Origin of the sequence: Micromonospora sp. NPDC049662, from assembly GCF_040675055.1 — a bacterium.
In the GTDB taxonomy this organism is placed as follows: Bacteria; Actinomycetota; Actinomycetes; order Mycobacteriales; family Micromonosporaceae; genus Micromonospora.
In genome coordinates this window covers 39,221-65,958 of sequence record NZ_JBFAOC010000037.1, presented here as the reverse complement: position 1 = coordinate 65,958, position 26,738 = coordinate 39,221, and the positions used below count along the sequence as shown (strand labels likewise).

The following is a 26,738-nucleotide window of genomic DNA, read 5'->3' as shown; positions in this document are numbered from 1 at the left end:
GCGCCCGCTTTAACTCGTTTGACTCCGGGTATCACGCCGGCGTCGGGGTGGGCCGGCGGCCCCCCCCGGGGGGGGCCGCGGCGCCGCCCCCCCCCCCCGGCGGGTACGTCAGTCGTTGGCGTGCAGGGCGGCGTTCAACTCGATGCCGCGGCCGGTGCGCGGGCGGGCCTCCAGCGCGCCCGTCACCGAGTTGCGCCAGAACAGCAGGCCGTCGACGCCGGACAGCTCCCGGCCCTTGACCACCCGGCCGTCCGGCAGCGTGATCTTGGAGGCGGCGGTGATGTAGCAGCCGGCCTCGACCACGCAGTCGTCGCCGAGGGAGATACCCACGCCCGCGTTCGCGCCGATCAGACTCCGCTCGCCGATGCTCACCTTCTCGGTGCCGCCGCCGGAGAGGGTGCCCATGATCGAGGCGCCACCGCCGATGTCGGAGCCGTCGCCGACCAGCACCCCCTGCACGATCCGCCCCTCCACCATCGAGGTGCCCACCGTGCCGGCGTTGAAGTTGACGAAGCCCTCGTGCATCACCGTCGTGCCGGCGGCCAGGTGGGCGCCGAGGCGCACCCGGTCGGCGTCGGCGATCCGCACACCCGAGGGCACCACGTAGTCGGTCATCCGGGGGAACTTGTCCACCCCGTACACCGACAGGTGGCGGCCCGCGGCCCGCTCGATCACCCGCAGCTCGTCCACCCGCTCCGGGGGGCACGGCCCGGCGGACGTCCAGGCCACGTTCGCCAGCTTGCCGAAGACGCCGTCGAGGTTGAGCTGGTTGGGCCGCACCAGGCGGTGGGAGAGCAGGTGCAACCGGAGGTACGCGTCGGACGCGTCCTTGATGGGGTCGTCCAGCGAGCCGATCACGGTGACCACCTGCACGGTACGCAGACCGGGCAGCGGCCGGTCGCCCAACGCACCCGGCGGCAGGTCCAGCACGTCCGACTTGTCCTCGCCGGCGATCAGCGGCAGCTCACCCAGGCCCAGCTTGCCGGTCGGGTACCAGGTGTCGAGCACCTGCCCGTCGGCGGTGACGGTGGCCAGGCCGATGCCCCACGCGGAATCTGCGGACGTCACTGTTAACCCTCTCGGTCGCGGCCACGCCGGCCTCGGCTCGCTCCTCGCGCTGACAGACCTGAAGGTACCGTGCGAACCATGGAGAACCCGCTGACCCCCGAGGTCCTCGCCGATCCGGTGCAGCTGACCCGCGTACTGGTCGACATAGAGTCCGTGTCCCTCAACGAGAAGGCGATCGCCGACTGCGTGGAGGAGGTGCTGCGGGGCGTACCGCACCTGTCCACGCACCGGCACGGCAACACGGTGATGGCCCGTACCGACCTGGGCCGCTCGCAGCGCGTCGTGCTGGCCGGGCACCTCGACACGGTGCCGCTGAACAACAACTTCCCGTCGACCATGCGCGGCGACCTGATGTACGGCTGCGGAACCTCCGACATGAAGTCCGGCACCGCCTACGCGCTGCACCTGGCGGTGACGCTGCCCGAGCCGCGCTACGACGTGACGTACTTCTTCTACGAGGCCGAGGAGATCGAGTCCCGCTACAACGGGTTGAACCTGGTCGCCCAGGCGTTCCCGGAGTGGCTGGAGGCGGACTTCGCGGTGCTGCTGGAGCCGACGTACGGCATCGTCGAGGCGGGCTGCCAGGGCACCATGCGCTCAGTGGTCACCACCACCGGCGTACGCGCCCACTCGGCGCGCTCCTGGCACGGGGTCAACGCCATCCACGGCGCTGGGGAGGTGCTGCGCCGCCTCCAGACGTACGAGGCACGACGGGTCACCATCGACGGCTGCGACTACCGCGAGGGCATGAACGCGGTACGCATCAACGGTGGGGTGGCCGGCAACGTCATCCCGGACCTGTGCGAGGTCGAGGTCAACTACCGCTTCGCCCCCGACCGGACCCCGGCCGAGGCGGAGGCACACCTGCGTGAGGTGTTCGCCGGTTTCGAGGTGCGGGTCACCGACTCGATCGCGGGCGCCCCGCCCGGGCTCAGCGCCGCCCCGGCGAAGGAGTTCCTGGCGGCGGTCGGCGCCGCCCCGATCGGCAAGCTGGGTTGGACGGACGTGGCCCGGTTCGCGGCCATGGGGATTCCCGCGCTGAACTTCGGCCCGGGCGATCCGAACCTCGCCCACCACCCGGACGAGCACGTCGAGATCAGCAAGATCCGGGACGGCGCGGCGACGCTGCACCGCTGGCTCGCGCCGGCCTGACCCGGTCGGAATCGCTCAGGTCGGGCCGGTCGGCCCCGTTTCCGGCGATCAAGAGGTTCGCGTCAGCCTGGCCCGTTGTCGGCGGCGCGAACCTCTTGATCGGCTCCGGATCCCGTGGTGGTGGCGGCGGCGGGCGACAGGGCGGGGTCGAGATCGCGGGTGCGGCGGCGCTCGGCCACCACATCGTGGATCCGTCGCTGCATCTGTCGACGGATCCGGATCATCTCGCTGTTGCTGATCACGCTGTCTCCTCCCCCGAAGGCGCGCGCCGGGGCATACCCGGTATGTGAATAGTAAGACGTACGGGGAAGCCAAATAGTTGCCCTTGATCGCGAACTATTTCCCGGCGTCGGTAGCCCGCGCCCCCGAGGTGTGCGGCTCCACTACGGTTGCTGCATGAGCCAGAACAACGGGCGGGAGGCCGGCCGCAGCCCGGGGCGGGAGCGGCACCGGGGCGCCGTCACGCTGCGCCGGGGGGCGATCCCGAGCAGCACCGCCGACCAGCGGCTGCTGGACTCGCGCGGGCGCGAGGACTGGAAGACCAGGGACGCCTGGCGGGCGCTGCGGATCCTCTCCGAGTTCGTCGAGGGCTTCGACACCCTCGCCGACCTGCCGCCGGCCGTCAGCGTGTTCGGCTCGGCGCGCAGCGGTCCGGACACCGCCGAGTGCCGGCTGGCCGAGGAGGTGGGCGGCGCGCTGGCCCGCGCGGGCTACGCGGTGATCACCGGCGGCGGGCCGGGCGTGATGGAGGCCGCCAACCGGGGCGCCACCGAGGCCGGCGGGCTCTCCGTCGGGCTCGGCATCGAGCTTCCGTTCGAGCAGGGCATCAACGACTGGGTCGACCTGGCCATCGACTTCCGCTACTTCTTCGCCCGCAAGACCATGTTCGTCAAGTACGCCCAGGCGTTCGTGGTGCTGCCCGGTGGGTTCGGCACCATGGACGAGCTCTTCGAGGCGCTGACCCTGGTGCAGACCGGCAAGGTCACCCGGTTCCCGGTCGTGCTGATGGGGGTGGCCTACTGGCAGGGGCTGCTCGACTGGCTGCGCGACACGATGGCCGCCAGCGGCAAGATCGGCCCGGTGGACCTGGACCTGATCTGCCTCACCGACGACGTCAACGCCGCCGTCCGCCACATCGTCGAGGCCGAGGCGGCGCTCTCGGTCGAGCAGGACGCGGTCCGCGACGAGGCCGTGGCGCGTACCGGCGCCGACCAGCAGGCCGCCGCCGAGCAGGCCGCCGACCGGCCCCGGGAGAACTGATGGCGGCCGTCTGTGTCTTCTGCGCCTCCTCCCGTACCCTCGACCAACGCTGGCTCGACCTCGCCACCGAGACCGGTGCGGAGCTGGCCCGGCGCGGGCACACCCTGGTCAGCGGCGGTGGCTGCGTCGGCATGATGGGCGCGGTGGTCGACGGCGCCCGGTCCGCCGGTGGACGCACGGTGGGTGTCATCCCGCAGGCGCTCGTCGACCTGGAGGTCGCCGACCTGGCCTCGGACGAACTGCTGGTCACCGACTCGATGGCCGATCGCAAGACCCTGATGATCGACAGGTCGGACGCGTTCCTCGCCCTGCCCGGCGGCCTCGGCACGCTGGACGAGCTGTTCGAGGTCTGGACCACCGCCACCCTGGCGCTGCACGCCAAGCCGATGGTGCTGATCGACGCGGACGGCTTCTACCGCCCCCTGCTGGACTGGCTGCACACCATCACCGACCAGCACTTCCTCAAACCGGCCGGCCTCGACCTGCTGACCGTGGTCACCACGGTCCCCGAGGCCCTGAAGGCGCTGGAGTCCCACCTACCCTGACTCCGGGCCACCTCGTCGGTCGTGAGGGTGGCGGCAGGGCCGTCGGCGTGTCGTGCCTTCACCTTCACGATCGGCGTGGCGGCGTGGGATGGGGTTGCTGTCGTAGGGGGGTGATGGGATTTGGTGATGCAGTCGTACCGGTTGGTGCGGCGGCCCGGGGGGCCGGCGCTGGGGGACGGGGACGCGCCGGGTGACGGTGGCGTCCTCGCCGTCGCGGCCGACCCGACCCGGTCGGCGGGCCCGCGCTGGCACGCCGATCCCGTCCAGGCCGAGATCGTCGGGCACACCGACGGGCCGATGCTTGTCGTCGGTGGCCCCGGCACCGGCAAGACCAGCACCCTCGTCGAGGCGGTCGCCGCCCGGATCGCCGAGGGCGTCGACCCCGAACGGATCCTCGTGCTGACCTTCGGCCGCCGCGGCGCCACCGCACTGCGCCAGCGCATCGAGGCCCGGGTCGCGCAGGACGGCTACCGGGTGCTGCGGGAGCCGCTGGTGCGTACCTTCCCGGCGTACGCCTTCGGGCTGCTGCGTCGCGCCGCCGCCGAGCGCGGCGAGCCGTCACCCCGCCTGCTGACCGGCCCCGAGCAGGATCTGATCATCCGTGAGCTGCTCGACGTGGTGGGCGAGGCGCCCGAGGACGACCCGGTCGGCTGGCCCACCGACCTGCGGCCGGCACTGCGCACCCGGGCCTTCGCCGGTCAACTGCGTGACCTGCTCATGCGCGCCGCCGAACGCGGTGTGGGTCCGGGCGACCTGGCCCGGCTGGGCGAGAAGCTCGGCCGCGCCGACTGGCCGGCCGCCGCGCGCTTCCTGCGGGAGTACGTCGAGGTGCTCGCGCTGCGCGACGTCAGCAACCGGGGTTCGATCGCGTACGACCCCGCCGAACTGGTCCGGGCCGCCACCGGTCTGCTGCGCGACGACGAGGAGTTGCTGGCCGCCGAGCGTCACCGCCTCGCCCACGTGTACGTCGACGAGCTGGCCGACACCGATCCCGCCCAACTCGAACTGCTCTCGGTCATCGCCGGCGGTGGCAAGCCGCTCGTGGCCTTCGCCGACCCCGACTCCTCCACGTACGCCTTCCGGGGCGCCGACCCGGCCGGAGTGTCCACCTTCCGGCACCGTTTCCGGACTGCCTCCGGAGCGCCGGCCGCGCAGGTGCTGCTGAGCACGTCGTACCGGGCCGGGCCGGTTCTGCTCGACGCGGTGGCCCGGCTGGGCCGCCGTCTCCGTGGTCCGACGGCGCACCGCCGGCTGCGTCCGCTGCCGGACGCCCCGGCCGGCGTGGTCGAGGTGCACACCTTCCGGTCGGCGACCAGCGAGGCCGCCTGGCTGGCCCACATGCTGCGCTCGGCCCACCTGCTGGACGGCGTGCCGTGGTCGCGGATGGCGGTGCTGGTGCGGTCCACCGCGCTGCAACTGCCGACCCTGCGACGGGCGCTGCACGCCGCCGGCGTCCCGACCGTGGTGCACGGCGAGGACCTTCCGCTGCACCTGCAACCCGCGGTGGCGCCGCTGTTGCTGCTGCTGCGGTGCGCCCTCGAACCGGACCGGCTCGACGAGGAGGCCGCGGTCGCGCTGCTGCACTCGCCGCTGGGCGGCGCTGACCCGCTGGCCGAACGACGGCTGCGGCAGGGGCTGCGTGCCCTGGCGTTGGCCGGGGGTGACCGCCGCCCGTCCGGCGAGCTGATCGTCGAGGCGTTGCGTGACCCGACGGAGCTGGCCACCATCGACCGGCGGTGGGCGGAGCCGGCCCAGGCGGTGGCCGGGCTGCTCGCCACCGCCCGGGACGCCGCCGCCCAACCGGGCGCCACCGCCGAGACCGTCCTCTGGGAGGTGTGGGACGCCAGCGGCCTGGCCGAACGCTGGGCCGGCGCGATCGCCCAGGGGCGGCCGGTGGCCGGCGAGGGCGACCTGGCCCGGCGTCGGCGGGCCGAGGCGGCCGACCGCGACCTGGACGCCGTGCTCGTGCTCTTCGACGCGGCGGCCCGCTTCACCGACCGGCTACCGGGCGCGCGCACCGAGGTCTTCCTCGACCACGTGCTCGCCCAGGACCTGCCGGCGGACACCATCGCGCCGACCGCCGACCGGGGCGCGGCGGTACGACTGCTCACCGCGCACGCCGCGAAGGGCCTGGAGTGGGACCTGGTGGCGATCGCCGGCGTGCAGGAGGGCATCTGGCCGGACCTGCGCCTGCGTGGCAGCCTGCTCGGGTCGGAACGGCTGGTCGACGTCCTGGCCGGCCGGTCCGTCGGCGGCGCCCGCGCCGCCAACGTCGTGGGTCAGACCTCGGCGCTGCTCGACGAGGAGCGCCGGCTGTTCCACGTCGCCATCAGCCGGGCCCGACACCGCCTGCTGGTCAGCGCGGTGGCGTCGGCGGCGGTCGGTGGCGACGACCACGAGGAGCAGCCCAGCCGGTTCCTGCACGAGCTGGGCCCGATCGCACCGCCGAGTCCGCCGAGCGCGCCACCGGACAGGCCGGGCCCGCCCGACCCGCCGACCGTGCCGCCGAGCCCGCCCGGCCCGCGAACCGGCCCGGCCGGCGACGGCGCTGCCGTGAGCGACGAAGACGACGAGCCGGACCAGCCCGGTGCGCTGCCGGTCACCCGGCCGCCACGGGCGCTCACCCTGCCGGCGCTGGTCGCCGAGCTGCGTACCGCCGTCATCGACCCGGCCGCGTCGGCGGCCCGGCGGCGCGCCGCGGCGACCGAGTTGGCGCGGCTCGCCGCCGCCGGAGTGCCCGGCGCGCACCCCGACGACTGGTGGGGGCTGCGGGCGCTCTCCGACGACCGGCCGTTGGTCGACGACGGGGACCCGGTGCGGGTCACGCCCTCGGCGATGGAGAGCGCGCTGCGGTGCAGCCTGCGCTGGCTGCTCGAACGGCACGGCGGCAGCGGCCCGACCAGCACCGCGCAGGGCGTCGGCAACCTGGTGCACGCCGCCGCGATGCTCGCCGAGGACGCGAGCGCCGACCGGGGCGCCCTGCTCGACTACGTGGCCGCCCGGTTCGACGCGATCGAGCTGGCCGCGCGGTGGATGGCCGGCCCCGAGCGGGAGCGCGCCGAGGCGATGGTCGACAAGCTGCTGCGTTGGCTGGCCACCAATCCGCGTCGGCTGCTCGCCATCGAACACGAGTTCGCGGTCCGGCTGGACGATCCGCAGCGCCCGGTCGACCTGACCGGGCGGGTCGACCGGCTGGAGGTCGACGAGGCCGGCCGGCTGGTGGTGATCGACCTCAAGACCGGCAAGTCGACCGCGGTCACCGGCAGCGAACTGGCCGAGCACCCGCAGCTCGGCGCGTACCAGGCTGCGGTGGAGGCGGGGGCGTTCGCCGAGTTCGGCGACGAGTCCGGTGGCGCGGCGCTGGTGCAGCTCGGCACCTCCGCCAAGGACGCCCGGGAGCAGAACCAGCCCGCCGCGGGGGAGGGACCGGCGGCCGGCTGGGCGACGGCGCTGGTCCGGCGGACCGCCGATACGATGGCAGCCGCCACGTTCGCCGCGGTGGCCAACTCGAAGTGCCGGGTCTGCCCGGTGCGGACCAGCTGTCCGGTCTCCGGGCAGGGACGGCAGGTGGTCGAGCCGCCGACCGTCCGTCCCCCGGAGAATTCATGAGCCAGCCCACCCTGTTCGGCGCGGGTCCCGCGCCGACGCCCCGGCTCGCGGACTCCGGCCCCCGGTACACGCCGGTGGAGCTGGCCAAGTTGCTGCGGCTGCCGGCGCCCACCCGGGAACAGGCCGCGATCATCGCCGCCCCGGTGGAGCCGCTGCTGGTGGTCGCGGGCGCCGGGTCCGGCAAGACCGAGACGATGGCCGCGCGGGTGGTCTGGCTGGTGGCCAACTCGTACGTGCGCCCGGAGCAGATCCTGGGACTGACCTTCACCCGCAAGGCGGCCGGTGAGCTGGCGCACCGGGTCCGTACCCGGCTCGACCAACTGATCCGGCGGGTCGGCCGGCAGGAGCGCGACCCGCTCGACGATCCGCTCGCCGGTGAGCCCACCGTCTCCACGTACCACTCGTACGCCGGGCGGATCGTCACCGAGCACGGTCTGCGGGCCGGCTACGAGCCGTCGACCCGGCTGCTCACCGAGGCGTCCCGCTGGCAGTTGGTCGACCTGCTGGTGCGCAACTACGACGGCGACATGTCCGAGGTGGACCGGATGCCGAGCACCATCACCGACGCGGTGCTGGCGCTCGCCGGGGAGTTGGACGAGCACCTGGTCGCCCCGGACGAGCTGGCCGCCTGGACCGGCCGGTTCTTCGCCGAGGTGCAGTCGCGACCGGGCCGGGTCTACGCCGACGTACGCAAGGCGCTCACCCTGCAACAGACCCGGCTGCGCCTGCTGCCGCTGGTGCGGGCGTACGCCCGGCGCAAGCTGGACTTCGAGGCGATGGACTTCGCCGACCAGCTCGCCCGGGCGGCCCGGGTGGCGCGGGATCACCCGGCGGTCGGCGAGATCGAGCGGGACCGCTTCCGGGTGGTGCTGCTCGACGAGTACCAGGACACCAGCCACGCGCAGGTGGTGCTGCTCAACGCGCTGTTCGGTGGCGGTCACCCGGTGACCGCGGTGGGCGATCCGTGCCAGTCCATCTACGGCTGGCGGGGAGCCAGCGCCGGCACCCTCGACCGGTTTCCGGCCGAGTTCGCGCGGTCCGACGGCGAGCCGGCGCGGGCGTTGGGGCTGACCACCAGTTGGCGCAACCGCCCGGAGATCCTGCGGGTGGCGAACGCGCTGTCCACGCCGTTGCGTGCGGCCGGCGCGCGGGTTCCGGAGCTGCGTTCCGCGCTGACCGTCCGGGACCCGATTCCGCACCGCAGCCCCGGTGGGGCGGCCGGTGGCACGGTGCACTGCGCGCTGCTGCACACGTATGCCGACGAGGCCGCGTGGATCGCCGACAGTGTGCTCGCCGCGTGGCGTGGCGCCGCCCGGATGCCCGGTGCGGCACCGGAGCACATCCCGGTGGCGCAGCGTCCGACGACGGCCGTGCTGGTCCGCGTCCGCAGCCAGATCCCGGCGATCGAGTCGGCGTTGCGCGAGCGTGGCCTCCCGGTCGAGGTGGTCGGGCTGGGTGGCCTGCTGGACACTCCCGAGGTCCGGGACGTGGTGTGCACGCTGCGGGTGCTGGCCGACCCGACCGACGGTGCCGCCCTGCTGCGGTTGCTCACCGGCGCCCGGTGGCGGATCGGGCCGCGGGACCTGGTGGCGCTGCACCGACGGGCGCGGGGCATCGCGAACGCCCGCCGGCAGGTGGCCGCCGACGAGGACTCGGACATCAGCCCCGACCTGCTGGACGAGGCGACCCTGGTGGAGGCGTTGGCCGATCTCGGGCCGGCGCAGGCGTACTCGGCGGAGGGGTTCGCGCGGCTGCGGGCGTACGGCACCGAGCTGGCGTTGCTGCGTTACCGCCTGGACCAGGCGCTGCCGGATCTGATCGCGGACATCGAGCGGACCATCGGCCTGGACGTGGAGGTCGCGGTGCGGGCCGGCCGCGACGGCGCGGGCGACGCCGGCCTGGCGCGGGGCCATCTGGACGCCCTGGCCGACGTGGCGGCCCGCTTCAGCGGTGAGACGCCCGGCGCGACGCTCTCCGGCTTCCTGTCCTACCTGGCCGCCGCCGAGGACGAGGAGCGCGGCCTCGCCCCGGGCGAGGTCGAGGTCGTGGAGGGCGCGGTGCAGGTGGTCACCGCACACGCCGCCAAGGGCCTGGAGTGGGACGTGGTGGCGGTGGCCGGTCTGTGCCGTGGCTCGTGGCCCGGTCCGGTCCGCAACTCCGACCACTGGCTGGGCGGCCTGGGCGTGCTGCCGTTCCCGCTGCGTGGCGACGCCGACGGGCTGCCCGAGCTGGCGCTCGACGAGGCGGCCGACCAGCGTGCCGTGGCCCGGGCGGTGGCCGACTTCACCGACGCGTGGCGGGCCCACGACGAGCGGGAGGAGCGCCGGCTGACGTACGTCGCGGTCACCCGGCCGCGCCGGCTGCTGCTGTGCTCCGGGTACTGGTGGGGCGAGGGCACGAAGCGACCGCGAGGTCCGTCGATCTTCCTGCGCGAGGTGTACGACGCCTGCCTGGACGGCGGCACCGGGCACCTGGTCGACACGTGGACGCCGGAGCCCACCCCGGACGCCACGAACCCGACGGCCGAGGTGGTGCTCCGCGCGGAGTGGCCGGCCGACCCGCTGGGTGGCCGCCGGCCGGCGTTGGCCGAGGCGGCCGGACTGGTCCGCCGGCTGATGACCGACGGTCCGGCGTCGGCGCTGCCGGGGCCGGTCGGGCCGGCGCTCGCCGGTGCGCTGCCGTCGACCGGGTCGAACGCCGAGACGGCCGAGACAGCAGACCCGGAGGTGGCGCGCTGGCGGCAGGAGGCGGACCTGCTGCTGGCCGAGCGGGCCGAGCTGACCCGGCTCTCCGGCGCGGTCGAGGTGGCCCTGCCGGGGCAGCTCAGCGTCACCCAGTTGGTGGCGTTGCGGCGTGACCCGGCGGCGCTGGCCCGTACGCTGCGCCGCCCGGTGCCCACCGAACCGAGTCCGTACGCCCGCCGGGGCACCGCCTTCCACGCGTGGCTGGAGCAGCGTTTCGGCGCCGACCGGTTGCTCGACGTGGACGAGCTGCCCGGCGCGGCGGATGCGGACGCCGCCCCGGATGAGGCCCTGGTCGAGCTTCAGGAGCGCTTCCTGGCCAGCGAGTGGGCTGACCGGGTGCCGGTCGAGGTGGAGGTGCCGTTCGCCACGGTGATCGCGGGTGTGGTGGTCCGGGGGCGGATGGACGCGGTCTTTGCCCGCCCGGGCGGGCGGTTCGACGTGGTCGACTGGAAGACCGGCGCGCGGCCCACCGGCCCGGCGGCGGATGTGGCGGCGGTCCAGTTGGCCGTGTACCGGCTGGCCTGGGCCGAGCTGGCCGGTGTCGACGTCGAGCGGGTGGGCGCGGCGTTCCACTATGTGCGGGACGGGGCGACCGTCCGTCCGACCGACTTGCTGGACGTGACCGGGCTCACCGCCATGATCGCTCACTTGCCCGTGGATTCCGGCCAAGTTTGACCACGACGGGGAAATCCGTGGTAGGTTGACCGGGTTGCAGTTTTGGTTACCAGAGACTCTGTGTGCGCCTGGCGGGATTGTGGCCCCAGGCGCTCTTTGTTGTGTCCGGAGTTCTCCGGGCGGGGCGACCAGAAGCGACAGGCGATTCGCGCATCCCCGCGCGGAGCGCTCCTCTTCGGGCGCGCAACAAGTGCGCGTCCGACGTTCCGTCAAGGAGACGAAACACATGGCTATTGGCACCGTGAAGTGGTTCAACGCTGACAAGGGCTTCGGCTTCATCACCCCGGACGGCGGCGGCGCTGACGTCTTCGCCCACTTCTCGGCGATCCAGTCCTCCGGCTACCGGAGCCTGGACGAGAACCAGCGGGTCGAGTTCGAGGTGACCCAGGGCCAGAAGGGCCCGCAGGCGGAGAACATCCGTCCGCTCTGATCTTCGGATCGGTTCGTAGTACCCGTCGCGCCCTCCGGGTGTGACGGTGACGGGACCGGCCCGCCCCGCCGTCGACCCGCGTAACGCGGGCGGCGGCTCGGCGGCGGGCCGGCCCGTACCCTAATCGGTTCGTGCTTGTGAGTCCTGGCGGCCTTGTTACGCCGGTGACAGCGCCGAGTTCGGCGCCCTCCCTCGACACGTGCCGCGTCGAGGAAGGCTTCTGCGTGACCACAGTTATTCCGTCTTTTGCCCATACCGGTCTGGCGCCGGCGCTGTTGAGCGCCCTGACCGCGCAGGGCATCACCGAGCCGTTCCCGATCCAGTCGGCAACGCTGCCCGACTCGCTCGCCGGTCGGGACGTGCTCGGCCGGGGTCGTACCGGCTCCGGTAAGACGCTCGCCTTCGGGCTTCCCCTGCTCTCGCGTACCGCCGGCCGTAAGGCCCGGCCGGGTCGCCCGCTGGCCCTGGTGCTGGTGCCGACCCGTGAGCTGGCCCAGCAGGTGACCACCGCGCTGGCCCCGTACGCCCGCGCCGTCGGTCTGCGCTGCGCCACCGTCGTCGGCGGACTGTCGTTGCAGCGCCAGGCCGACGCGCTGCGCGCCGGCGCCGAGGTGGTCGTGGCGACCCCCGGTCGGCTGCACGACCTGATCAACCGCGGCGACGCCCGGCTCGACCAGGTCGAGATCACCGTGCTGGACGAGGCCGACCAGATGGCCGACATGGGCTTCCTGCCGCAGGTGACCAAGCTCCTGGAGCAGGTCGCCCCGCAGGGTCAGCGGATGCTCTTCTCCGCCACCCTGGACGGCGGCGTGGACCGGCTGGTCCGCCGCTTCCTCAGCAGTCCGGTCACCCACTCGGTCGACCCGGGTACCGCCACGGTCACCGCGATGACCCACCACGTGCTGCACGTCGACGCGCTCGACAAGCCCGACGCGTTGACCCGGATCGCCGCTCGCGAGGGCCGCACCATCCTGTTCATGGGCACCAAGCACCGCGCCGACCGGCTCGCGCGCCAGTTGCTCTCCAAGGGTGTACGCGCCGCCGCGCTGCACGGCGGCAAGTCCCAGCCGCAGCGCACCCGCATCCTGGAGCAGTTCCGCAACGGCCAGGTGACCGCCCTGGTCGCCACGGATGTGGCGGCGCGCGGCATCCACGTGGACGGCCTCGACATGGTCGTCAACGTGGACCCGCCGACCGAGGCGAAGGACTACCTGCACCGGGGCGGGCGGACGGCGCGCGCCGGCGAGTCCGGCTCGGTGGTGACGCTGGTCCTGCCGGAGCAGCGCCGCGACGTGTCCCGGCTGATGGCCACTGCCGGCATCCGGCCGCAGTCGGTCCAGGTGCGCTCGGGTGACGAGGCGCTGGCCCGGGTCACCGGGGCGCGTGAGCCCTCCGGTGTGCCGGTCACCATCGCCGCGCCGCCGGTGGCGGCCAACCGCGGACGGGCCGCAGGTGGCTCGGCAGCCACGGACGGCGCGCCCCGCTCCGCGCACCGCGCGTCGGGCCGGTCCCGCCGCCCGCGCCGCCCGCGTACGGTCTGATCCTTTCCGCACGACACCGACCCGTCCCGCTTCGGCTGGGCGGGTCGGTTCGTTCCGTGCCGCTGCCCGCCATCTGACCGTTCGGTTGAATCGGTAATCAGCCTCCGTTGGGTCGGCTGGCCGACTGTGCCCTGCTCCCGGGTGGTCGAAGCTGACCAGCGGGGGAACTGGGCGGGGGCCCGGCACGGGGGAGGAGCGGCAATGGTGGGTGCAGCCGGCTCGGGAGCGCTGCGTGAACTGATCCTGGTGGTCGCGGTCGGGCTCGCCGGGTTGCTCCTCGCCATGGTCGCGGCCTTCGGCCCCTGGCATGCCACCACGGCGGGCAACGCTCCCGCCGGTCTGGTGGAGCTGCGCAGTCCCGGCGACCCGGGCCCCGGCCCGACGGTCGAGCACCGGGGCTGAGCAGCGACCGGCCGACCGGCGCCGGCGGAGGGGCAGGCCCGGTCAGGATCGGTACGAGGTGTGGTCGGGCCGGCGGGGCACCGGCCCGACCACACCGCCTACGTGCACGGGTCCGCCAGCGCGTCGATCTTGCAGTTTCGGTCGTCGATCTGCCGTGATACGCCCCCTTTGTTGCCGCAGAAAGTGCAAGATCGCGGGGCAGGGCGGGCGGGGCAGGGCGGGCGGGGCAGGGGTCAGGGGGCGGTTGGGGTTTGGTTGTGGGCCAGCAGCAGGTCGGCCAGGGTGGTGCTGTCGACGACGGTGGCGATCGCCCCGTGCACCGCCAGCCAGACGTCGGTGAGCCCGGCGGCCACCCCGTGGTAGCCGGCCCGATCGGCCGGTAGGCCGCGCACTGTGGTCAGCGACCCACCCACCGCGCGCAGCACGTCCCCGACCGTGATCGCGGTGGCCGACCTGGTCAGCGCGTACCCACCATCGGCGCCGCGATGGCTGTGCAGCAGGCCGGCGCGGCGCAGGTCGAGCAGGATGCCCTGGAGGAAGCTGAGCGGGATCTCCTGCACCTCGGCCAGGCTGCCCGCCTTCACCAGCTCGCCGACACCGTCGCCGCCCGGTGCGGCGGCGGCGACGGCGAGCATCGCCCGGAGCGCGTAGTCGCTGCGCGCGGAGACGTACACCGCTCAGTTGCCCGCCTGGTCGAGCACGCCCCAGCGACGTCGGATCGCCTTGTCCGCCGCGCCGAACGCGGCGTCCACGACCAGGCCGAGCACCAGAATGACGATCATCGTGGAGAGCAGCCACGGCGCGTCGGACAGCTCCCGGGAGTAGGTGAGCTGCGCGCCGAGCGAAGTCTGCGAGATGCCGACCACGATCAGCTCACCGGCCATCAGACTCCGCCAGGAGAACGCCCAGCCCTGCTTGAGGCCCGCGACGATCGCCGGCAGCGCGGCCGGCGCGATCACGTACCGGTAGAGGTTGAGCCCACGGGCCCCCAGGTTGCGTCCGGCGCGCAGGAGCAGCGGTGGGACGTAGTCCACTCCGGAGATCACGCCGTTGGCGATGGACGGCGCCGCGCCGAGTACCACCACGAAGAAGATGGCCTTCTCGCTCAGCTCGAACAGCAGGATGGCCAGCGGGAACCAGGCGATCGACGGCATGGTCTGCAACGCGGTGATCATCGAGCCGATGGCGGCGCGCAGCACCGTGGACCGGGCCACCGCGAGGCCCAGGAGCAGGCCGACCGCGACCGAGAAGACGTACCCGACGGCCGCTCGGCGCAGCGTCGTGAGCAGGCCCTCCCAGAGCTGCGGGCCCTGGGCCTGGGTGATCAGCTCACGGCCCACGACCAACGGGCCGGGCAGGGAGTACGGCGGCTTCCAGCCCGACCAGACCACCACCTGCCAGGCCAGGATGGCGATCGCCAGCGCGGCGAGCTTGGGCCAGGTGGCCGCCCAGAGCCGGGTGCCCCGGGAGACCTCCTTCTCCCGGCCGGCGATCTCCAGCGCGTCCAGTCCGGTGATCTCCGCGTCGCTACGCGCCGAGCTGGTGAGGGTGTCACTGGCCATGGCGGCCCACCTCCGTACGGAGTCGTTCGGTGACCTCGGCGGCGATGGCGGCGACCTCGGGGGAGTCGATCCGTCGTGGCCGTGGGATGTCCACCTCGGTGGAGTAGATGATCCGGCCGGGGCGGCTGGAGAGCAGGATGATGCGGTCGGCCAGCCGGGCGGCCTCGCGCACGTTGTGCGTGACGAACAGGACCGAGAGTCGGCGCTCGGACCAGATGCGTTCCAACTCGTCGTGCAGGATGTCGCGGGTCATGGCGTCCAGCGCGCCGAACGGCTCGTCCATCAGCAGCACCGGCGTGTCCAGGGCCAGGGTGCGGGCCAGCGCGACCCGCTGGCGCATCCCGCCGGACAGTTCGTGCGGGCGTTTGCGGCCGAACTCGGCCAGGTGCACCGTGCGCAGCAGCTCGGCGACCCGGTCGCGGCGTTCGGCACGGGAGAGGCCCCGCAGCTTCAGCGGCACCTCCACGTTGGCCTCGACGGTCAGCCACGGGAACAGCGCCGGCTCCTGGAACATCAGCCCCGGGCTGGCGTCTCCGGCGATGCCGATCGTGCCGCCGCTCGGCCGGTCCAGGCCGGCGACCAGGTTGAGCAGGGTGCTCTTGCCGCAGCCGGACGCGCCGACCAGGCAGACGAACTCGCCCGGCGCGACGTCGAGGGAGACCCCGTCCAGGGCCAGTACGGCGTTCGCCCCGCGCCCGTACACCTTGGTTACCCCGGAGAGCGCGACCGCGGTGGTCGCGCTCTGCGGCGTCGTCGTGGTCGACGTCATGGCTGGGTGACCTCGGGCTTGCCGGCGGCCTTGAGCGACTTGTTGAGGTACGTCAGGTCGTACAGGCCCTTGAGGTCGACCGGCTCGGTGAGCTTGACCTCGACGGCGTGGTCGAGCCCGGCCTTGAGCGAGGTGGCGATCGGGTCGTTGGTGAACTCCAACGTCGGCCATGCCTGCTTGATCAGCTTGAGGTCCAGCGGCTTGCCGGTGATCTTGCCGATCGCGTCGGAGATGGCCTGCTGGGCCTCGTCCGGCTTGCTGTTGACGAACTCGTTAGCGGCGACCTGGCCGTCGACCAGCTTCTGCACGACGTCCGGGTGCGCCTTGAGGAACTTCGTGCTGACCAGCAGGTTGGTGATGACGAACTTCTTGTCCGGCCACAGGTCCCGCTCGTCGACGAGCACCTTGCCGCCGGCGTTGACCAGCCGGGACACGAACGGCTCGGGCACCCAGGCGGCGTCGATCGCGCCGCTGGTGAACGTCTCCACCGTCTGGGCGTTCTCCTGCGGCACGATCTTCACGTCGCCGCCGCCCTCCTTGGTGGTGGTCAGCCCCTGCTGCTTGAGCCAGTAGCGGACGGCCACGTCCTGGGTGTTGCCGAGCTGCGGGGTGGCGACCTTCTTGCCCTTGAGGTCCTGCGGGCCGTTGATGCCGGGCTTGACCACCAGCGCCACGCCTCCGGAGGCCGCGCCCGAGACGACCCGAACCGCCTCACCCTTGGACTTGGAGAACGCGTTGACGGTGGGGTTCGGGCCGATGTAGGTCGCGTCCAGCGCACCGGAGAAGACGGCCTCGATGGCGGCCGGGCCGGCGTTGAAGGTCTTCGGCTCCAGCTTGACGTCGGCGCCGAGCTTCTCGGCGAAGATGCCCTTCTCCACGCCGACGACGGCCGGCGCGTGGGTGATGTTGGGGAAGTAGCCGAGCCGCAGGGTCACCGGGCCGGAGCCGCCCCCCGCGCCCTCGCTGTCGTCGCCGCACGCGGCGGTGCTGCCCAGGGTCGCCGCGCCGAGAGCGGTGAGGGTGGCCAGGGTGACCAACCGGCGCAGGGGGAGGCGTCTCATCGTCCATCCAATCCGCAGTATTCCTACTTAGTTGGTAGGAAGACTGGGTCAGGCTGCGAGCAGCGTCAAGAGGCATCCACATGCCGGGAAGGGGCGTCTCAGTTATGTCGGCATTTCCTACTGTCTTGCTGTGGTAGGTGGTCGACCTCTCAAGCCGGTGGCAGCGGCTGCGCGAAGGTCGCCGGTGGCGGGGGTGCCGACGCGCTAGGGTCGATCCCGTGGCGGCGCGGAGATCCAGAATTCCAGCGACGAAGTATCCGGTCGAGCGGTTCACCCTCGACAACGGCCTGCGGGTGGTCCTGACCCCCGATCGCAGCGCCCCGGTGACCGGGGTGGCGGTGGTCTACGACGTCGGCATCCGCTCCGAGCCCCAGGGGCGTACCGGCTTCGCCCACCTCTTCGAGCATCTGATGTTCCAGGGCTCGGAGAACCTGGAGAAGCTGGCTCACTTCCGGCACGTGCAGGGCGCCGGCGGCACGTTCAACGGCTCCACCCACCTGGACTACACCGACTACTTCGAGACGCTGCCCAGCAACGCCCTGGAACGCGCCCTGTTCCTCGAAGCGGACCGGATGCGGGCGCCCCGACTGACCGAGGAGAACCTGCGCAACCAGGTCGACGTCGTAAAGGAGGAGATCCGGGTCAACGTGCTCAGCCGGCCGTACGGTGGTTTTCCCTGGCTGACCCTGCCGCCGGTCATGTTCGACACCTTTGCGAACGCGCACGACGGCTACGGCTCCTTCGACGACCTGGAGTCGGCCACCGTCGCCGACGCCGCCGACTTCTTCCGTCGCTACTACGCCAGCGGCAACGCGGTCCTGGCCGTCAGCGGTGACATCGACGTGGCCGAGGCGACCGAGCTGGTGACCCGGCACTTCGGGGACGTGCCGGCCCGTCCCGCGCCACGACGACCCGACTTCACCGAGCCCGACCTGACCGCCGAGCGGCGCAGCTCGTACACCGACGCTTTGGCGCCGTTGCCGGCGGTGGCCGGCGCGTGGCGGGTGCCCGACCCGGTCGGCGACTTCGCCGCCTACCTGCCGTACGTGGTGCTGGCCGAGGTGCTCACCGACGGCGAAGCGTCCCGCCTGGTCGAACGCCTGGTGCAGCGCGACCGCACGGTGACCAGCCTGGGTGGCTACCTCGGCTTCATGGGCGACCCGTTCGACGTGCGCGACCCGACGGCGCTGCTGTTGCAGGCGCACCTGCCGCCCGGCGGCGACGTGGACAAGGTGCTGCGCACCATCGACGAGGAGCTGGACCGGCTGGCCACCGACGGGCTGACCGACGGCGAGCTGGCCCGCACCCAGGCGCGGATGGCCACCCACCTGCTGCGCGACACCGACGCGGTGCTCGGCCGGGCGCTGCGGATGGCCGTCCTGGAGCAGCAACGCGGCGAGCCGGGCCTGCTCAACGACCTGCCCCGACTGGTCGGCGACGTCACCGAGGAACAGGTCCGGGCCGCCGCGGCCACCCTGCGCCCGGAACGCCGCGCGACGGTCGAGGTCATCCCCGGAGGCACCCGATGACGACCACGACCACCGCCACCGTCGGGCCGCGTACGCTCCCCCCGCTCGGGCCCACCCGCAAGCTGAAGGTGCCCAAGGCGGCCGAGCGGACGCTGGGCAACGGGCTCACCGTCATCGCGGTACGCCGGCCCGCCGTGCCCCTGGTCGAACTCCGGCTCTGGGTGCCGTTCGGCCGCGCCCACCTCGCGCGCGGGGCGATGCTCTCCCAGACCATGCTCTCCGGCACCGAGTCGATGACCAGCGTGCAGCTCGCCGCCGAGCTGCAGAAGGTGGGCGGCGGCCTATCCGCGGGAGTCGACCCCGACCGGCTGATGATCTCCGGCGCGGGGCTGGTCACCGGCCTGGACCGGATGCTGGAGTTGCTGGCCGAGGTGCTGACCGGCGCCAGCTACCCGAACGACGAGGTGGCCGCCGAGCGGGACCGGCTCATCGACCGGATCCAGGTCGCGCAGAGCCAGCCGTCGCACCTGGCCCGCGAGGCGCTCCTGAAGCGGATCTACGGGCGGCATCCGTACGCCACGCAGACCCCGGAGCCGGGCCAGCTCCGTGCCGTACGACCGGCGGCGCTGCGCAGCCTGCACACCGAGCGGGTGCACCCCGCCGGGGCGCAGCTGGTGGTGGTCGGCGACGTGCAGCCGGAGAAGGCCCTGGACGCGGCCGAGCGGGCGCTGTCCAGTTGGGCCGGGGCCGGGCGTACGGCCACCCTGCCGGCCACCCCGCCGCTGACGCCGGGGCCGCTGCTGCTGGTCGACCGGCCCGGCTCGGTGCAGTCCTCGCTGCGTGTCGCGCTGCCGGCCGTGCCGCGTACCGACCCTGACCACGCCCCGCTGCAACTGGCCAACCTGATCTTCGGTGGCTACTTCTCGTCCCGCTGGGTGGAGAACATCCGCGAGGACAAGGGCTACACGTACGGCCCGCACTCGGTGATCGAGCACTCGGTGGCCGGATCGGTGCTGGTCGCGGGCGCTGAGGTGGCCACCGAGGTCACCGGCCCGGCGCTGCTGGAGACCACGTACGAGCTGGGTCGGCTGGCCTCGCTGCCGCCGAAGCCCGAGGAATTGGAGCAGGCCCGCCAGTACGCCCTGGGCACGCTCCAGCTCGGAATGTCCACCCAGGCCGGTCTGGCGGCGCTGACCAGCGCGTACGCCGGCAATGGCCTGCGCCTGGACTTCCTGGCCGAGTACGCGTCCCGCCTCGCGAAGGCGACCGTCGACGACGTCGCCCGGGTCGCCGCCCACTACCTCGCGCCCGCCCGGGCGGTGGTCGTCGTGCTCGGCGACGCCGAGCGGATCACCCCGGGGCTGACCGCGCTGACGCCCGTGCACACCGAGCCGGTGCAGCCGTGAGCGGCGAGGGCGCGCCACCGCTGGCGCGCTCGACGCTGGATCGGGCCGCGCACCGCCGGGGTGACGCGCAGTGGTTGACCGAGGCGTGGCTGCGCGGCAGGGTGCTGCTGCTCGATTCGACCAACGACGGGCGGACGCTCGCGCGTACCGACGTGTCGCCTCCGACGCTGGTGCTGTTCGGCGCGGCCGACGCGCCGGCCGGCGCGGAGTCGACGGCGATGTTCCTCGGTGTCGAACCGGACGGGGTACCGGTGTTCGCGGTCGACGCCCCGTTGCCGGCGCTGCCGGGCACCCGCGCGGTCAATCTGCGCGAGGTGGGCCACCTGCTGGGTGACCGGGAGGCCGGCCTCTTCACGACCGCGCTCGCGCTGCTGAACTGGCACACCCGGCACGGCTACTCGTCGGCGACCGGCGCGCCCACCGTCATGGACGAGGCCGGTTGGTCGCGGGTGGATCGCAACGGCGGGCGGATCTGGCCGCGTACCGATCCGGCGATGATCGTGCTGGTGCACGACGGCGTCGACGGCCCCGAAGGCCGCTGCCTGCTCGGCAACAACGCCGGCTGGCCGGGCACCCCGGGCGGGCGGCGCTACTCCTGCCTGGCCGGTTACGTCGAGCCGGGGGAGTCGGCGGAGGCCGCGGTACTGCGCGAGGTCCGCGAGGAGGTGGGCGTCGCGGTCGAGCGGATCGGGTACGTCGGCAGCCAGGCCTGGCCGTTCCCGGGCTCGCTGATGTTGGGCTTCCTGGCCACCGCCGACCCGTCCGACCCGGTGCGGGTCGACCCGTCCGAGATCGCGTACGCCCGGTGGTTCTCCCGGGAGGAGATCGGGGCGGCGTGCGCGGGGCGGGCCGTGGACGTGGGGGACGGGGCCCAGCTGATCCTGCCGCCGCCGTCGTCGATCGCGTTGTTCCTGATTCACCGCTGGTTGGACGGGTGGGTGGACGCCGTCCGGTGAGCACGGTCCCGGCCCGTGGCCGCCGTTGCCGCGACGGTCACGGGCCGGGAACACGGGCCGCCGTGGTCGGTGGGAGCGGTATGACGCGGCGGGGGAGCCGAGCCGACCACGGCGGACGTCTGGTGGGTCAGGTGCCGGTGCGGCCGGGTCTGCGCCGGAAGGCGGGCTGCGGCTCGTTGAGCGGCAGGACCTTGACCCGTTGCTTGCCGGCCCGTACCGCGCCGACGGTGGACAGGGCCCGGGCCAGCACCAGCGCGGCGTCCCGGTCCTCGGCGTGCACGGTCTGCCGGCGCGGCTCGGGCGTGGTGGTCTCGTCACGGAGGCGGTGGCCGTCCGCCCAGGCGGCGGCGATGTCACCGTCGGCGACGGTGCGGATGTCGGTGCGAACGATCAGGAACCGCATGTGGGTCTCCGGATGAACCGCGACGGATGAGCCGGTGTGTGGAAGTTCCACGTTTCTCGTGGGTCATGTTACGCCCCGTGTTCATCCCAGCAAGTGAAACGCGCCTATTGGTTTTGAGCCTCGTCCGATCGGCGGATGCCTGGTCAGCGGGGGCGTCGGCGGATACGACGACGGGGCCGCCGGCACTGTGCCGACGGCCCCGCCCCACATTGGAGGATCAGTTCAGATCGAACTGGCCCGTCTTCGCTCCAGCGATGAAGCCGAGCCAACCGGCCCGGTTGAACAGCAGCACCGGGCCGCCCCGGTCCTTGCTGTCGCGCAGCGCGACCGCCGACGGGCCGGTGCCCAGCGGCGCGACCTCCACGCAGTTGGAGGTCTGGCTACGTGTGCTGGTACGCCACGGGGCGTCCGCCAGGGAGCTGGCGGAGACGGACGGCGTGTGGTGGATGTCGTTCATGGTTCTGCTCCTGATGTGAACCGCTCCGATGGGACGAGTGGTGCCGCACGCCCCGACGGAGGGTCCCCCGTGGATCACCGGTCCGTCAGTCGTCCCGAATCACGGCGACGTTGGGTCGGCGCCGTTGCCGGCCCGAACGCCACTGTGGATACGGGTGCCGCCCCGGTCGGCCGTCCCGTCGCCTCGATCAGCCAGGAGAGGGTGTCCGAAGCGTCTAGTGCCGCCGTGCATAGCCACTCGAACACTACTTTATAGCGATTTAGCGTGATTGACTCGGTCGACATGACGTCGACGAACCCCCCTTCGATGGCCAATGTCTCCGGATCGAGCGGATCGGCGAACCGATAGAGGGAGAAGGCGGTCGGCGGAAGGTACCAATCGCCCACCTGAGTGTCCCGCGGAAGCACGTGCAGCGTCACGTTCGGTAGCAGAGCAAGTTCGCAGAGTTGGTGCAACTGCTCCTGCAGCACCTCGGGCGGCCCGGACCGACGGCCGAGGGCGGCCTCCTCCAGCACGGCCGTGTAGGTCGGCGCGTGCGGCTCGCGCGTCAGCAGCGTCTGACGGGCCAGCCGCGCCTTGACCTCGGTCTCCAACTCGTCGGCCGGCTCCGGCTCGCCGGCCCGCTCGCTCACCCGACGGGCCGACTGGAGTCGGACCCGCGCGTATCCGGCGGTCTGCAGCAGGCCCGGCACCAGCACCGGGTTGTACTCGGAGATCTCCGCGCAGCCGGCCTCCAACTCGGCCCAGCTCCGCTGTTGCTGCGTCATCACCGGGAAGTTCTTCAACCAGCCGCGCATGTCGCCGGCCTCGCCGGCGATCCCGAGCAACTCCTCGCGCGCGGCGGCGTCGGCGCCGTACAGGTCCAGCAGGACGCTGACGTCCTGCGGGTCCGGTCTACTGCGGCCGTTCTCCAGGCGGGACAGTTTGGACGCGGACGCCCAGCCGATCCGCTCGATGACCTGGTCGCCGGTGAGGCCTGCGATCTCACGCAGACTGCGCAGTTCGATGCCCAACCGCCGGCGGCGCATGATTGGGCTGGGTGCGGCAGGAGGCACAGTGTCCTCTTTCCCGTCGTCCGCCGCAGACGCGACGGTAACTGTATGAAATTCGCCCCCCACGGTCAGTATGGACGGCGCGACCGGTGTCGGAGGTTCCGGCGGGGGCGTGTCTTGCCAAAAATGGACCACGGGTACGCCGGACGATGACGGACCCGCGGTCCCAGCCTCGTCGACCGCGCCCAGCCGGGCACGCCACCTTGCCGGAGGGACCCATGCGCACCGTCCTGCGCCGACCCGACTTCCGCCTCCTGTTCGGCGGCCTACTGGCCAGCATGACCGCCGAGTCGATCCTGCTACTCGCGCTCGCCATCTGGGTCAAGGACCTGACGGGCTCCGACGGGCTGGCCGGCGGCATCATCTTCGCCGTTGTCGCCCCGATGACGATGGCACCGCTGGTCGGGTGGTTCGTCGACAGGTACCCACGCCGACCCTTCTTCGTGGCCGCGAACGCGGTCACCGCGGTGCTGCTCGTACCGCTGTTCACCGTCCGCGACGCGGGCGACGTGTGGCGCGTCTACCTGGTCGCCGCCCTGTACGGCCTGTCCTCCATCACGCTCGGCGCGGCGCTCAGCGGGCTGATCCGGCAACTGGTGCCCGTGGAACTGCTGGCCGAGGCGAACGGCGTGCTGCAGACCGTACGCCAGGGGTTGCGGTTGGTCGGCCCCCTGGCCGGCGCGGCGCTCTACGCGGCGCTCGGCGGGTGGGCGCTGGCCGGCATCGGGATGGTCGGCTTCATGACCGCCGCCGTGGTGGTGACCGCGGTGCCGAGCCCGGCACAGCCGCCGCCCACCGTACGGCTGCGGTGGCCCGCCGAGCTGGGCGCCGGCCTGCGACACCTGACCGGTGAGCCGGCGCTGCGCCGGGCCCTCGTCGGCTACGGGCTCGGGTCGCTGGTGATGGGCTTCAGCGAGTCGCTGATCTTCGCGTACGTCGACCAGGGGTTGGGCCGGGACGCCGCGTTCGTGGGCGTGCTGGTGATGGTGCAGGGCGTCGGCGGACTGTGCGGCGGGATCTGCTCACCGGTCCTGGTCCGGCGACTCGGCGAGGTCGCCACCCTGGCCGCCGGGGTGGCGTTCTTCGCTCCGGCGGCGCTCGCGCTCGCGTACCCCGACCTGCCGCTCGGGTTCGGGGCGGTGCTGCTGGCCGGCGTCTCGCTGCCGCTGACGATGGTGGGTCTGCAAACGCTGATCCAGCGGCGCACGCCGCCCGCCCTGGTCGGACGGGTGGCAGCGGCCACCCAGGCGCTGGTCAGCGGGCCGCAGGCGCTCTCCATCGGCGCGGGCGCCCTGCTGGTCGGCGTCCTGGACTACCGTGCCCTGTTCGTGCTGGTCGGGGTGGCGACGCTGGCTGCCGGCGGCTACCTGTGGCGGGGCCGACACCTCAGCGCGCCGTCCGGCGGCGCGAAGACCACGCCGCCGACCCTTCCGGGGCCACGCCGCCCACTCGACGCCGGCATCGACAGCTCGGTGACCGTGTCCACCCGGCGGCCGTTCCGGCGTTGACGGGAGGCCGGACACGACGAACGGCCACCCGCGGGGGTGGCCGTTCGTCGAGGTCGTTACGCCTGCAGTCAGGCGCCCAACGTCGCCAGGTGCTGCTTGACCTGCGCGATCGACGGGTTGGTCAGGGCGCTGCCGTCATCGAAACGCAGCGTCGGCACCGTCTGGTTGCCGCCGTTGACGCTCATCACGAAGTCCGCGGCCTTCGGGTCCTGCTCGATGTCGACCACCTCATACCCGATGCCTTCCCGGTCGAGCTGCGACTTCAGCCGGTGGCAGTAGCCGCACCAGGGAGTGGAATACATCGTCAGCATGATCGGATCCTCCAACCGCTCTGGCCGCCGGCTTGCCGATCAAGCCGAGGCTGTCCGCTACAACACCCGGGGGAGCTGAGATGATTCCTGGTTGTGGGGGTTCACTCAGCGTCGGAAGGCGTACTCGCCGGGCTGGACCCGGAGCAGCGCTCCGCGGTGACCGCGCCGGCGGGCCCGGTGTGCATCCTGGCCGGAGCCGGCACCGGCAAGACCCGTGCGATCACCTCCCGGATCGCCCACCGGGCGCTCTCCGGCGAGATCTCCCCCCGGCACGTGCTCGCCGTCACGTTCACCGCCCGTGCGGCCGCCGAGATGCGTCACCGTCTCACGCTGCTCGGGGCCCAGGGCGTCCAGGCACGGACATTCCACGCGGCCGCGCTGCGTCAGGTGCGCTATTTCGCGCCCCGCCTGCTGGCCGGCCGCGCCATGCCCGAGCTGCTGGACAGCAAGGTGCGGCTGGTCACCCTCGCCGCCGCGCGGGTCGGTCTGCGTGCCGACCGAGCCGCTGCGCGGGACCTGGCCGGCGAGATCGAGTGGGCCAAGACGTCGCTGGTCGAGCCGGGGGAGTACGTCGTCGCGGCGGCCCGCGCGCTGCGGGACACGCCGCACGAGCCGGCGAAGGTCGCCGATGTGTTCACCGCGTACGAGCAGCTCAAGCGCTCCAACGGCGTGATCGACTTCGAGGACATGCTGCGGGCTGCGGTGTGGGGCATCGAGGAGCATCCGGACGTCGGCGAGCAGATCCGCAGCCAGTACCGGCACTTCGTGGTCGACGAGTACCAGGACGTCAACCCACTCCAGCAGCGGTTGTTGGACGCCTGGTTGGCCGGCCGCAACGACCTGACCGTGGTCGGCGACGCCAGCCAGACGATCTACTCGTTCACCGGGGCGACCTCGGCGTACCTGGTCGATTTTCCCCGCCGGCACCGCAACGCCACGGTGGTCCGGCTGGTCCGGGACTACCGCTCCACCCCGCAGGTCGTCGGGCTCGCCAACGCCGTGATCTCCCAGGCTCGCGGGACCGAGGCGCGGCTGCGACTGGAGTTGAGCGGACAGCGCCCTCCGGGCCCGGAACCCGACCTGCGGATCTTCACCGACGAGCCGGCCGAGGCGAACGCGGTGGCCGCGCGCTGTCGGGCGCTGATCGACGCCGGCACCCCGGCGAAGGAGATCGCCATCCTGTTCCGGACCAACGCGCAGTCCGAGGCGTACGAGAAGGCGCTGACCGAGGCCGCCGTGCCGTACGTGGTGCAGGGTGCCGAGCGCTTCTTCGAGCGCGTCGAGGTCCGTCAGGCGATGGTCGCCCTGCGCTCGGCCACCCGGTCCATCCCGGGGGAGACCCCGCTGCCGACCGCCGTCGTCGAGGCGCTCACCGCCGTGGGCTGGGCGCCGGACGCGCCCCCGGCCGGCGGCGCGGCACGAGAACGTTGGGAGGCGCTGGCCGCGCTGGTCCAGCTCGCCGAGGAGTACGCGGCCACGCCCGAGCTGGTGCCGATCGGCGAGGCCGCGTCGGTGGAGCGTCCGGTCACCCTCACCGACTTCACCGAGGAGTTGGCCCGTCGGGCCGCCCAGCAGCACGTGCCGACGGTGGACGGGGTCACGCTGGCGTCCCTGCACTCGGCCAAGGGGCTGGAGTGGGACGCGGTGTTCCTGGTCGGCCTCGCCGAGGGCACGCTGCCCACCACGTACGCCAAGACCGTCGAGCAGGTGGAGGAGGAACGCCGGCTGCTGTACGTCGGGATCACCCGGGCCCGGCAGTGGCTCTGGCTGTCGTACGCCGCCGCTCGGTCGCCGGGCGGACGGGCCCGGCGGCCCTCGCGGTTCCTGCCCCAGTTGGACCGCTCCGGCGGCACCGAGCGGGCCGGCGCCTCGACGGGCGGGGCCCGGCGACCCGAGCGGCGTCGGACGCAGATCGTCTCCTGCCGGATCTGCGGCGCCACCCTGCTCGCCGGCCCGGACCGCAAACTCGGCCGCTGCCCCACCTGCCCGTCCGACATCGACGACGAGCTGCACGAACGCCTGCGCGAGTGGCGGCAGCGGGTGGCCGGCGCGCAGAAGGTCCCGGCGTACGTGGTGTTCACCGACGCCACGTTGACCGCGTTGGCGGAGCGGCGACCCGGCCGGCCGGAGGAGTTGATCGCGATCGCCGGCATCGGCCCCCGCAAACTCGGCCTCTACGGTGAGTCGGTGCTGGCGCTCGTGGGGGGCGCGGGGGTGGACGACGTCTGCCCGGAGAAAACTTTCGAAATCTCGTCGTAAATTCGTTTGCCCTCGCGCCCAGGCGAGGAATAACCTCAGGACACACCACGCGAGCGGCGCCATTCCGGCTGCTCACGGGGGTTGGTCCAGTCGATCCGA

General features: G+C 72.9%; 23 protein-coding genes. 13 read left to right on the top strand and 10 right to left on the bottom strand.

Annotated elements, in window-relative coordinates; all coding sequences use genetic code 11:
• Positions 1–108: 108 nt before the first annotated feature.
• Positions 109–1,068 (bottom strand): 2,3,4,5-tetrahydropyridine-2,6-dicarboxylate N-succinyltransferase, encoded by a 960-nt coding sequence (gene dapD / locus AB0J36_RS24225; protein WP_355050590.1) that lies wholly within the window; start codon positions 1,066–1,068, stop codon positions 109–111.
• A 78-nt stretch (positions 1,069–1,146) separates the two neighbouring features.
• Here dapD and dapE point away from each other — a divergent pair, with 78 nt between their 5' ends.
• Complete coding sequence (gene dapE, locus AB0J36_RS24220; protein ID WP_357126023.1) at positions 1,147–2,220, top strand: succinyl-diaminopimelate desuccinylase; 1,074 nt, start codon at positions 1,147–1,149, stop codon at positions 2,218–2,220.
• A 62-nt stretch (positions 2,221–2,282) separates the two neighbouring features.
• Here the strand turns inward: dapE and AB0J36_RS24215 are convergent, their stop codons facing one another.
• The gene (locus AB0J36_RS24215; RefSeq protein ID WP_357126020.1) at positions 2,283–2,462 is read right to left on the bottom strand and encodes a hypothetical protein; all 180 of its coding nucleotides are present in this window, start codon (positions 2,460–2,462) and stop codon (positions 2,283–2,285) included.
• Between the two features lie 154 nt (positions 2,463–2,616).
• Between AB0J36_RS24215 and AB0J36_RS24210 the strand changes: the two genes are divergently transcribed.
• The 7 genes from AB0J36_RS24210 (at position 2,617) to AB0J36_RS24180 (ending at position 13,426) form a co-directional block, all read left to right on the top strand.
• Positions 2,617–3,480 carry a TIGR00730 family Rossman fold protein gene (locus tag AB0J36_RS24210; protein ID WP_357126017.1) on the top strand — a complete coding sequence of 288 codons (864 nt, stop codon included), beginning with the start codon at positions 2,617–2,619 and terminating at the stop codon, positions 3,478–3,480.
• Positions 3,480–4,025: a TIGR00730 family Rossman fold protein gene (locus AB0J36_RS24205; protein ID WP_357175374.1), complete on the top strand. Its 546-nt coding sequence runs from the start codon at positions 3,480–3,482 to the stop codon at positions 4,023–4,025. The genes AB0J36_RS24210 and AB0J36_RS24205 overlap by 1 nt, the downstream gene beginning before the upstream one ends.
• A gap of 126 nt (positions 4,026–4,151) precedes the next feature.
• Positions 4,152–7,634 carry an ATP-dependent DNA helicase gene (locus tag AB0J36_RS24200; protein ID WP_357175371.1) on the top strand — a complete coding sequence of 1,161 codons (3,483 nt, stop codon included), beginning with the start codon at positions 4,152–4,154 and terminating at the stop codon, positions 7,632–7,634.
• On the top strand, positions 7,631–11,053 hold the full coding sequence (locus tag AB0J36_RS24195) for an ATP-dependent DNA helicase (RefSeq protein WP_357392367.1): 3,423 nt from the start codon (positions 7,631–7,633) through the stop codon (positions 11,051–11,053). The genes AB0J36_RS24200 and AB0J36_RS24195 overlap by 4 nt, the downstream gene beginning before the upstream one ends.
• Positions 11,054–11,279: 226 nt before the next feature.
• The gene (locus AB0J36_RS24190; RefSeq protein ID WP_007464836.1) at positions 11,280–11,483 is read left to right on the top strand and encodes a cold-shock protein; all 204 of its coding nucleotides are present in this window, start codon (positions 11,280–11,282) and stop codon (positions 11,481–11,483) included.
• A gap of 224 nt (positions 11,484–11,707) precedes the next feature.
• Entirely contained in the window at positions 11,708–13,024 is a 1,317-nt protein-coding gene (locus tag AB0J36_RS24185; protein WP_355050584.1) for a DEAD/DEAH box helicase, read from the top strand.
• A 201-nt stretch (positions 13,025–13,225) separates the two neighbouring features.
• Positions 13,226–13,426 (top strand): hypothetical protein, encoded by a 201-nt coding sequence (locus AB0J36_RS24180; RefSeq protein WP_357175365.1) that lies wholly within the window; start codon positions 13,226–13,228, stop codon positions 13,424–13,426.
• A gap of 233 nt (positions 13,427–13,659) precedes the next feature.
• Here the strand turns inward: AB0J36_RS24180 and AB0J36_RS24175 are convergent, their stop codons facing one another.
• Genes AB0J36_RS24175 through AB0J36_RS24160 form a run of 4 tightly spaced genes read right to left on the bottom strand, consistent with a single transcriptional unit; the run spans position 13,660 to position 16,818 of the window.
• Complete coding sequence (locus tag AB0J36_RS24175) at positions 13,660–14,100, bottom strand: Rrf2 family transcriptional regulator (RefSeq protein WP_357397499.1); 441 nt, start codon at positions 14,098–14,100, stop codon at positions 13,660–13,662.
• Positions 14,101–14,103: 3 nt separating this feature from the next.
• On the bottom strand, positions 14,104–14,988 hold the full coding sequence (locus AB0J36_RS24170) for an ABC transporter permease (RefSeq protein ID WP_357126000.1): 885 nt from the start codon (positions 14,986–14,988) through the stop codon (positions 14,104–14,106).
• Positions 14,978–15,757: an ABC transporter ATP-binding protein gene (locus AB0J36_RS24165; RefSeq protein ID WP_357125997.1), complete on the bottom strand. Its 780-nt coding sequence runs from the start codon at positions 15,755–15,757 to the stop codon at positions 14,978–14,980. Before AB0J36_RS24165 ends, AB0J36_RS24170 begins: the two co-directional genes overlap by 11 nt.
• The gene (locus tag AB0J36_RS24160) at positions 15,754–16,818 is read right to left on the bottom strand and encodes an ABC transporter substrate-binding protein (protein ID WP_357125994.1); all 1,065 of its coding nucleotides are present in this window, start codon (positions 16,816–16,818) and stop codon (positions 15,754–15,756) included. The genes AB0J36_RS24165 and AB0J36_RS24160 overlap by 4 nt, the downstream gene beginning before the upstream one ends.
• Before the next feature lie 218 nt (positions 16,819–17,036).
• Between AB0J36_RS24160 and AB0J36_RS24155 the strand changes: the two genes are divergently transcribed.
• The 3 genes from AB0J36_RS24155 to nudC are packed head-to-tail and all read left to right on the top strand — an operon-like array spanning position 17,037 to position 20,649.
• A complete protein-coding gene (locus AB0J36_RS24155) occupies positions 17,037–18,347 on the top strand; it encodes a pitrilysin family protein (protein WP_357397495.1) in 1,311 nt (436 codons plus the stop codon).
• Positions 18,344–19,693: a pitrilysin family protein gene (locus tag AB0J36_RS24150; protein ID WP_357125989.1), complete on the top strand. Its 1,350-nt coding sequence runs from the start codon at positions 18,344–18,346 to the stop codon at positions 19,691–19,693. Before AB0J36_RS24155 ends, AB0J36_RS24150 begins: the two co-directional genes overlap by 4 nt.
• Positions 19,690–20,649, top strand: coding sequence for an NAD(+) diphosphatase (nudC, locus tag AB0J36_RS24145; RefSeq protein ID WP_357397491.1), 960 nt, complete (start codon positions 19,690–19,692; stop codon positions 20,647–20,649). Before AB0J36_RS24150 ends, nudC begins: the two co-directional genes overlap by 4 nt.
• 127 nt (positions 20,650–20,776) lie before the next feature.
• Here nudC and AB0J36_RS24140 read toward each other — a convergent pair whose 3' ends face one another.
• The 3 genes from AB0J36_RS24140 to AB0J36_RS24130 form a co-directional block, all read right to left on the bottom strand.
• On the bottom strand, positions 20,777–21,052 hold the full coding sequence (locus AB0J36_RS24140) for a hypothetical protein (RefSeq protein ID WP_355050778.1): 276 nt from the start codon (positions 21,050–21,052) through the stop codon (positions 20,777–20,779).
• A 217-nt stretch (positions 21,053–21,269) separates the two neighbouring features.
• Entirely contained in the window at positions 21,270–21,509 is a 240-nt protein-coding gene (locus tag AB0J36_RS24135) for a DUF397 domain-containing protein (protein WP_357125981.1), read from the bottom strand.
• Between the two features lie 74 nt (positions 21,510–21,583).
• Positions 21,584–22,564, bottom strand: coding sequence for a helix-turn-helix transcriptional regulator (locus tag AB0J36_RS24130; RefSeq protein WP_357125978.1), 981 nt, complete (start codon positions 22,562–22,564; stop codon positions 21,584–21,586).
• A 146-nt stretch (positions 22,565–22,710) separates the two neighbouring features.
• Here AB0J36_RS24130 and AB0J36_RS24125 point away from each other — a divergent pair, with 146 nt between their 5' ends.
• Positions 22,711–24,069, top strand: coding sequence for an MFS transporter (locus AB0J36_RS24125; RefSeq protein WP_357125975.1), 1,359 nt, complete (start codon positions 22,711–22,713; stop codon positions 24,067–24,069).
• Between the two features lie 68 nt (positions 24,070–24,137).
• Here AB0J36_RS24125 and AB0J36_RS24120 read toward each other — a convergent pair whose 3' ends face one another.
• Positions 24,138–24,380 (bottom strand): mycoredoxin, encoded by a 243-nt coding sequence (locus AB0J36_RS24120; RefSeq protein ID WP_357125972.1) that lies wholly within the window; start codon positions 24,378–24,380, stop codon positions 24,138–24,140.
• 93 nt (positions 24,381–24,473) lie between these two features.
• Here AB0J36_RS24120 and AB0J36_RS24115 point away from each other — a divergent pair, with 93 nt between their 5' ends.
• Positions 24,474–26,639, top strand: a complete 2,166-nt coding sequence (locus AB0J36_RS24115) for an ATP-dependent DNA helicase UvrD2 (protein WP_357125969.1) — start codon at positions 24,474–24,476, stop codon at positions 26,637–26,639.
• Positions 26,640–26,738 lie beyond the last annotated feature (99 nt).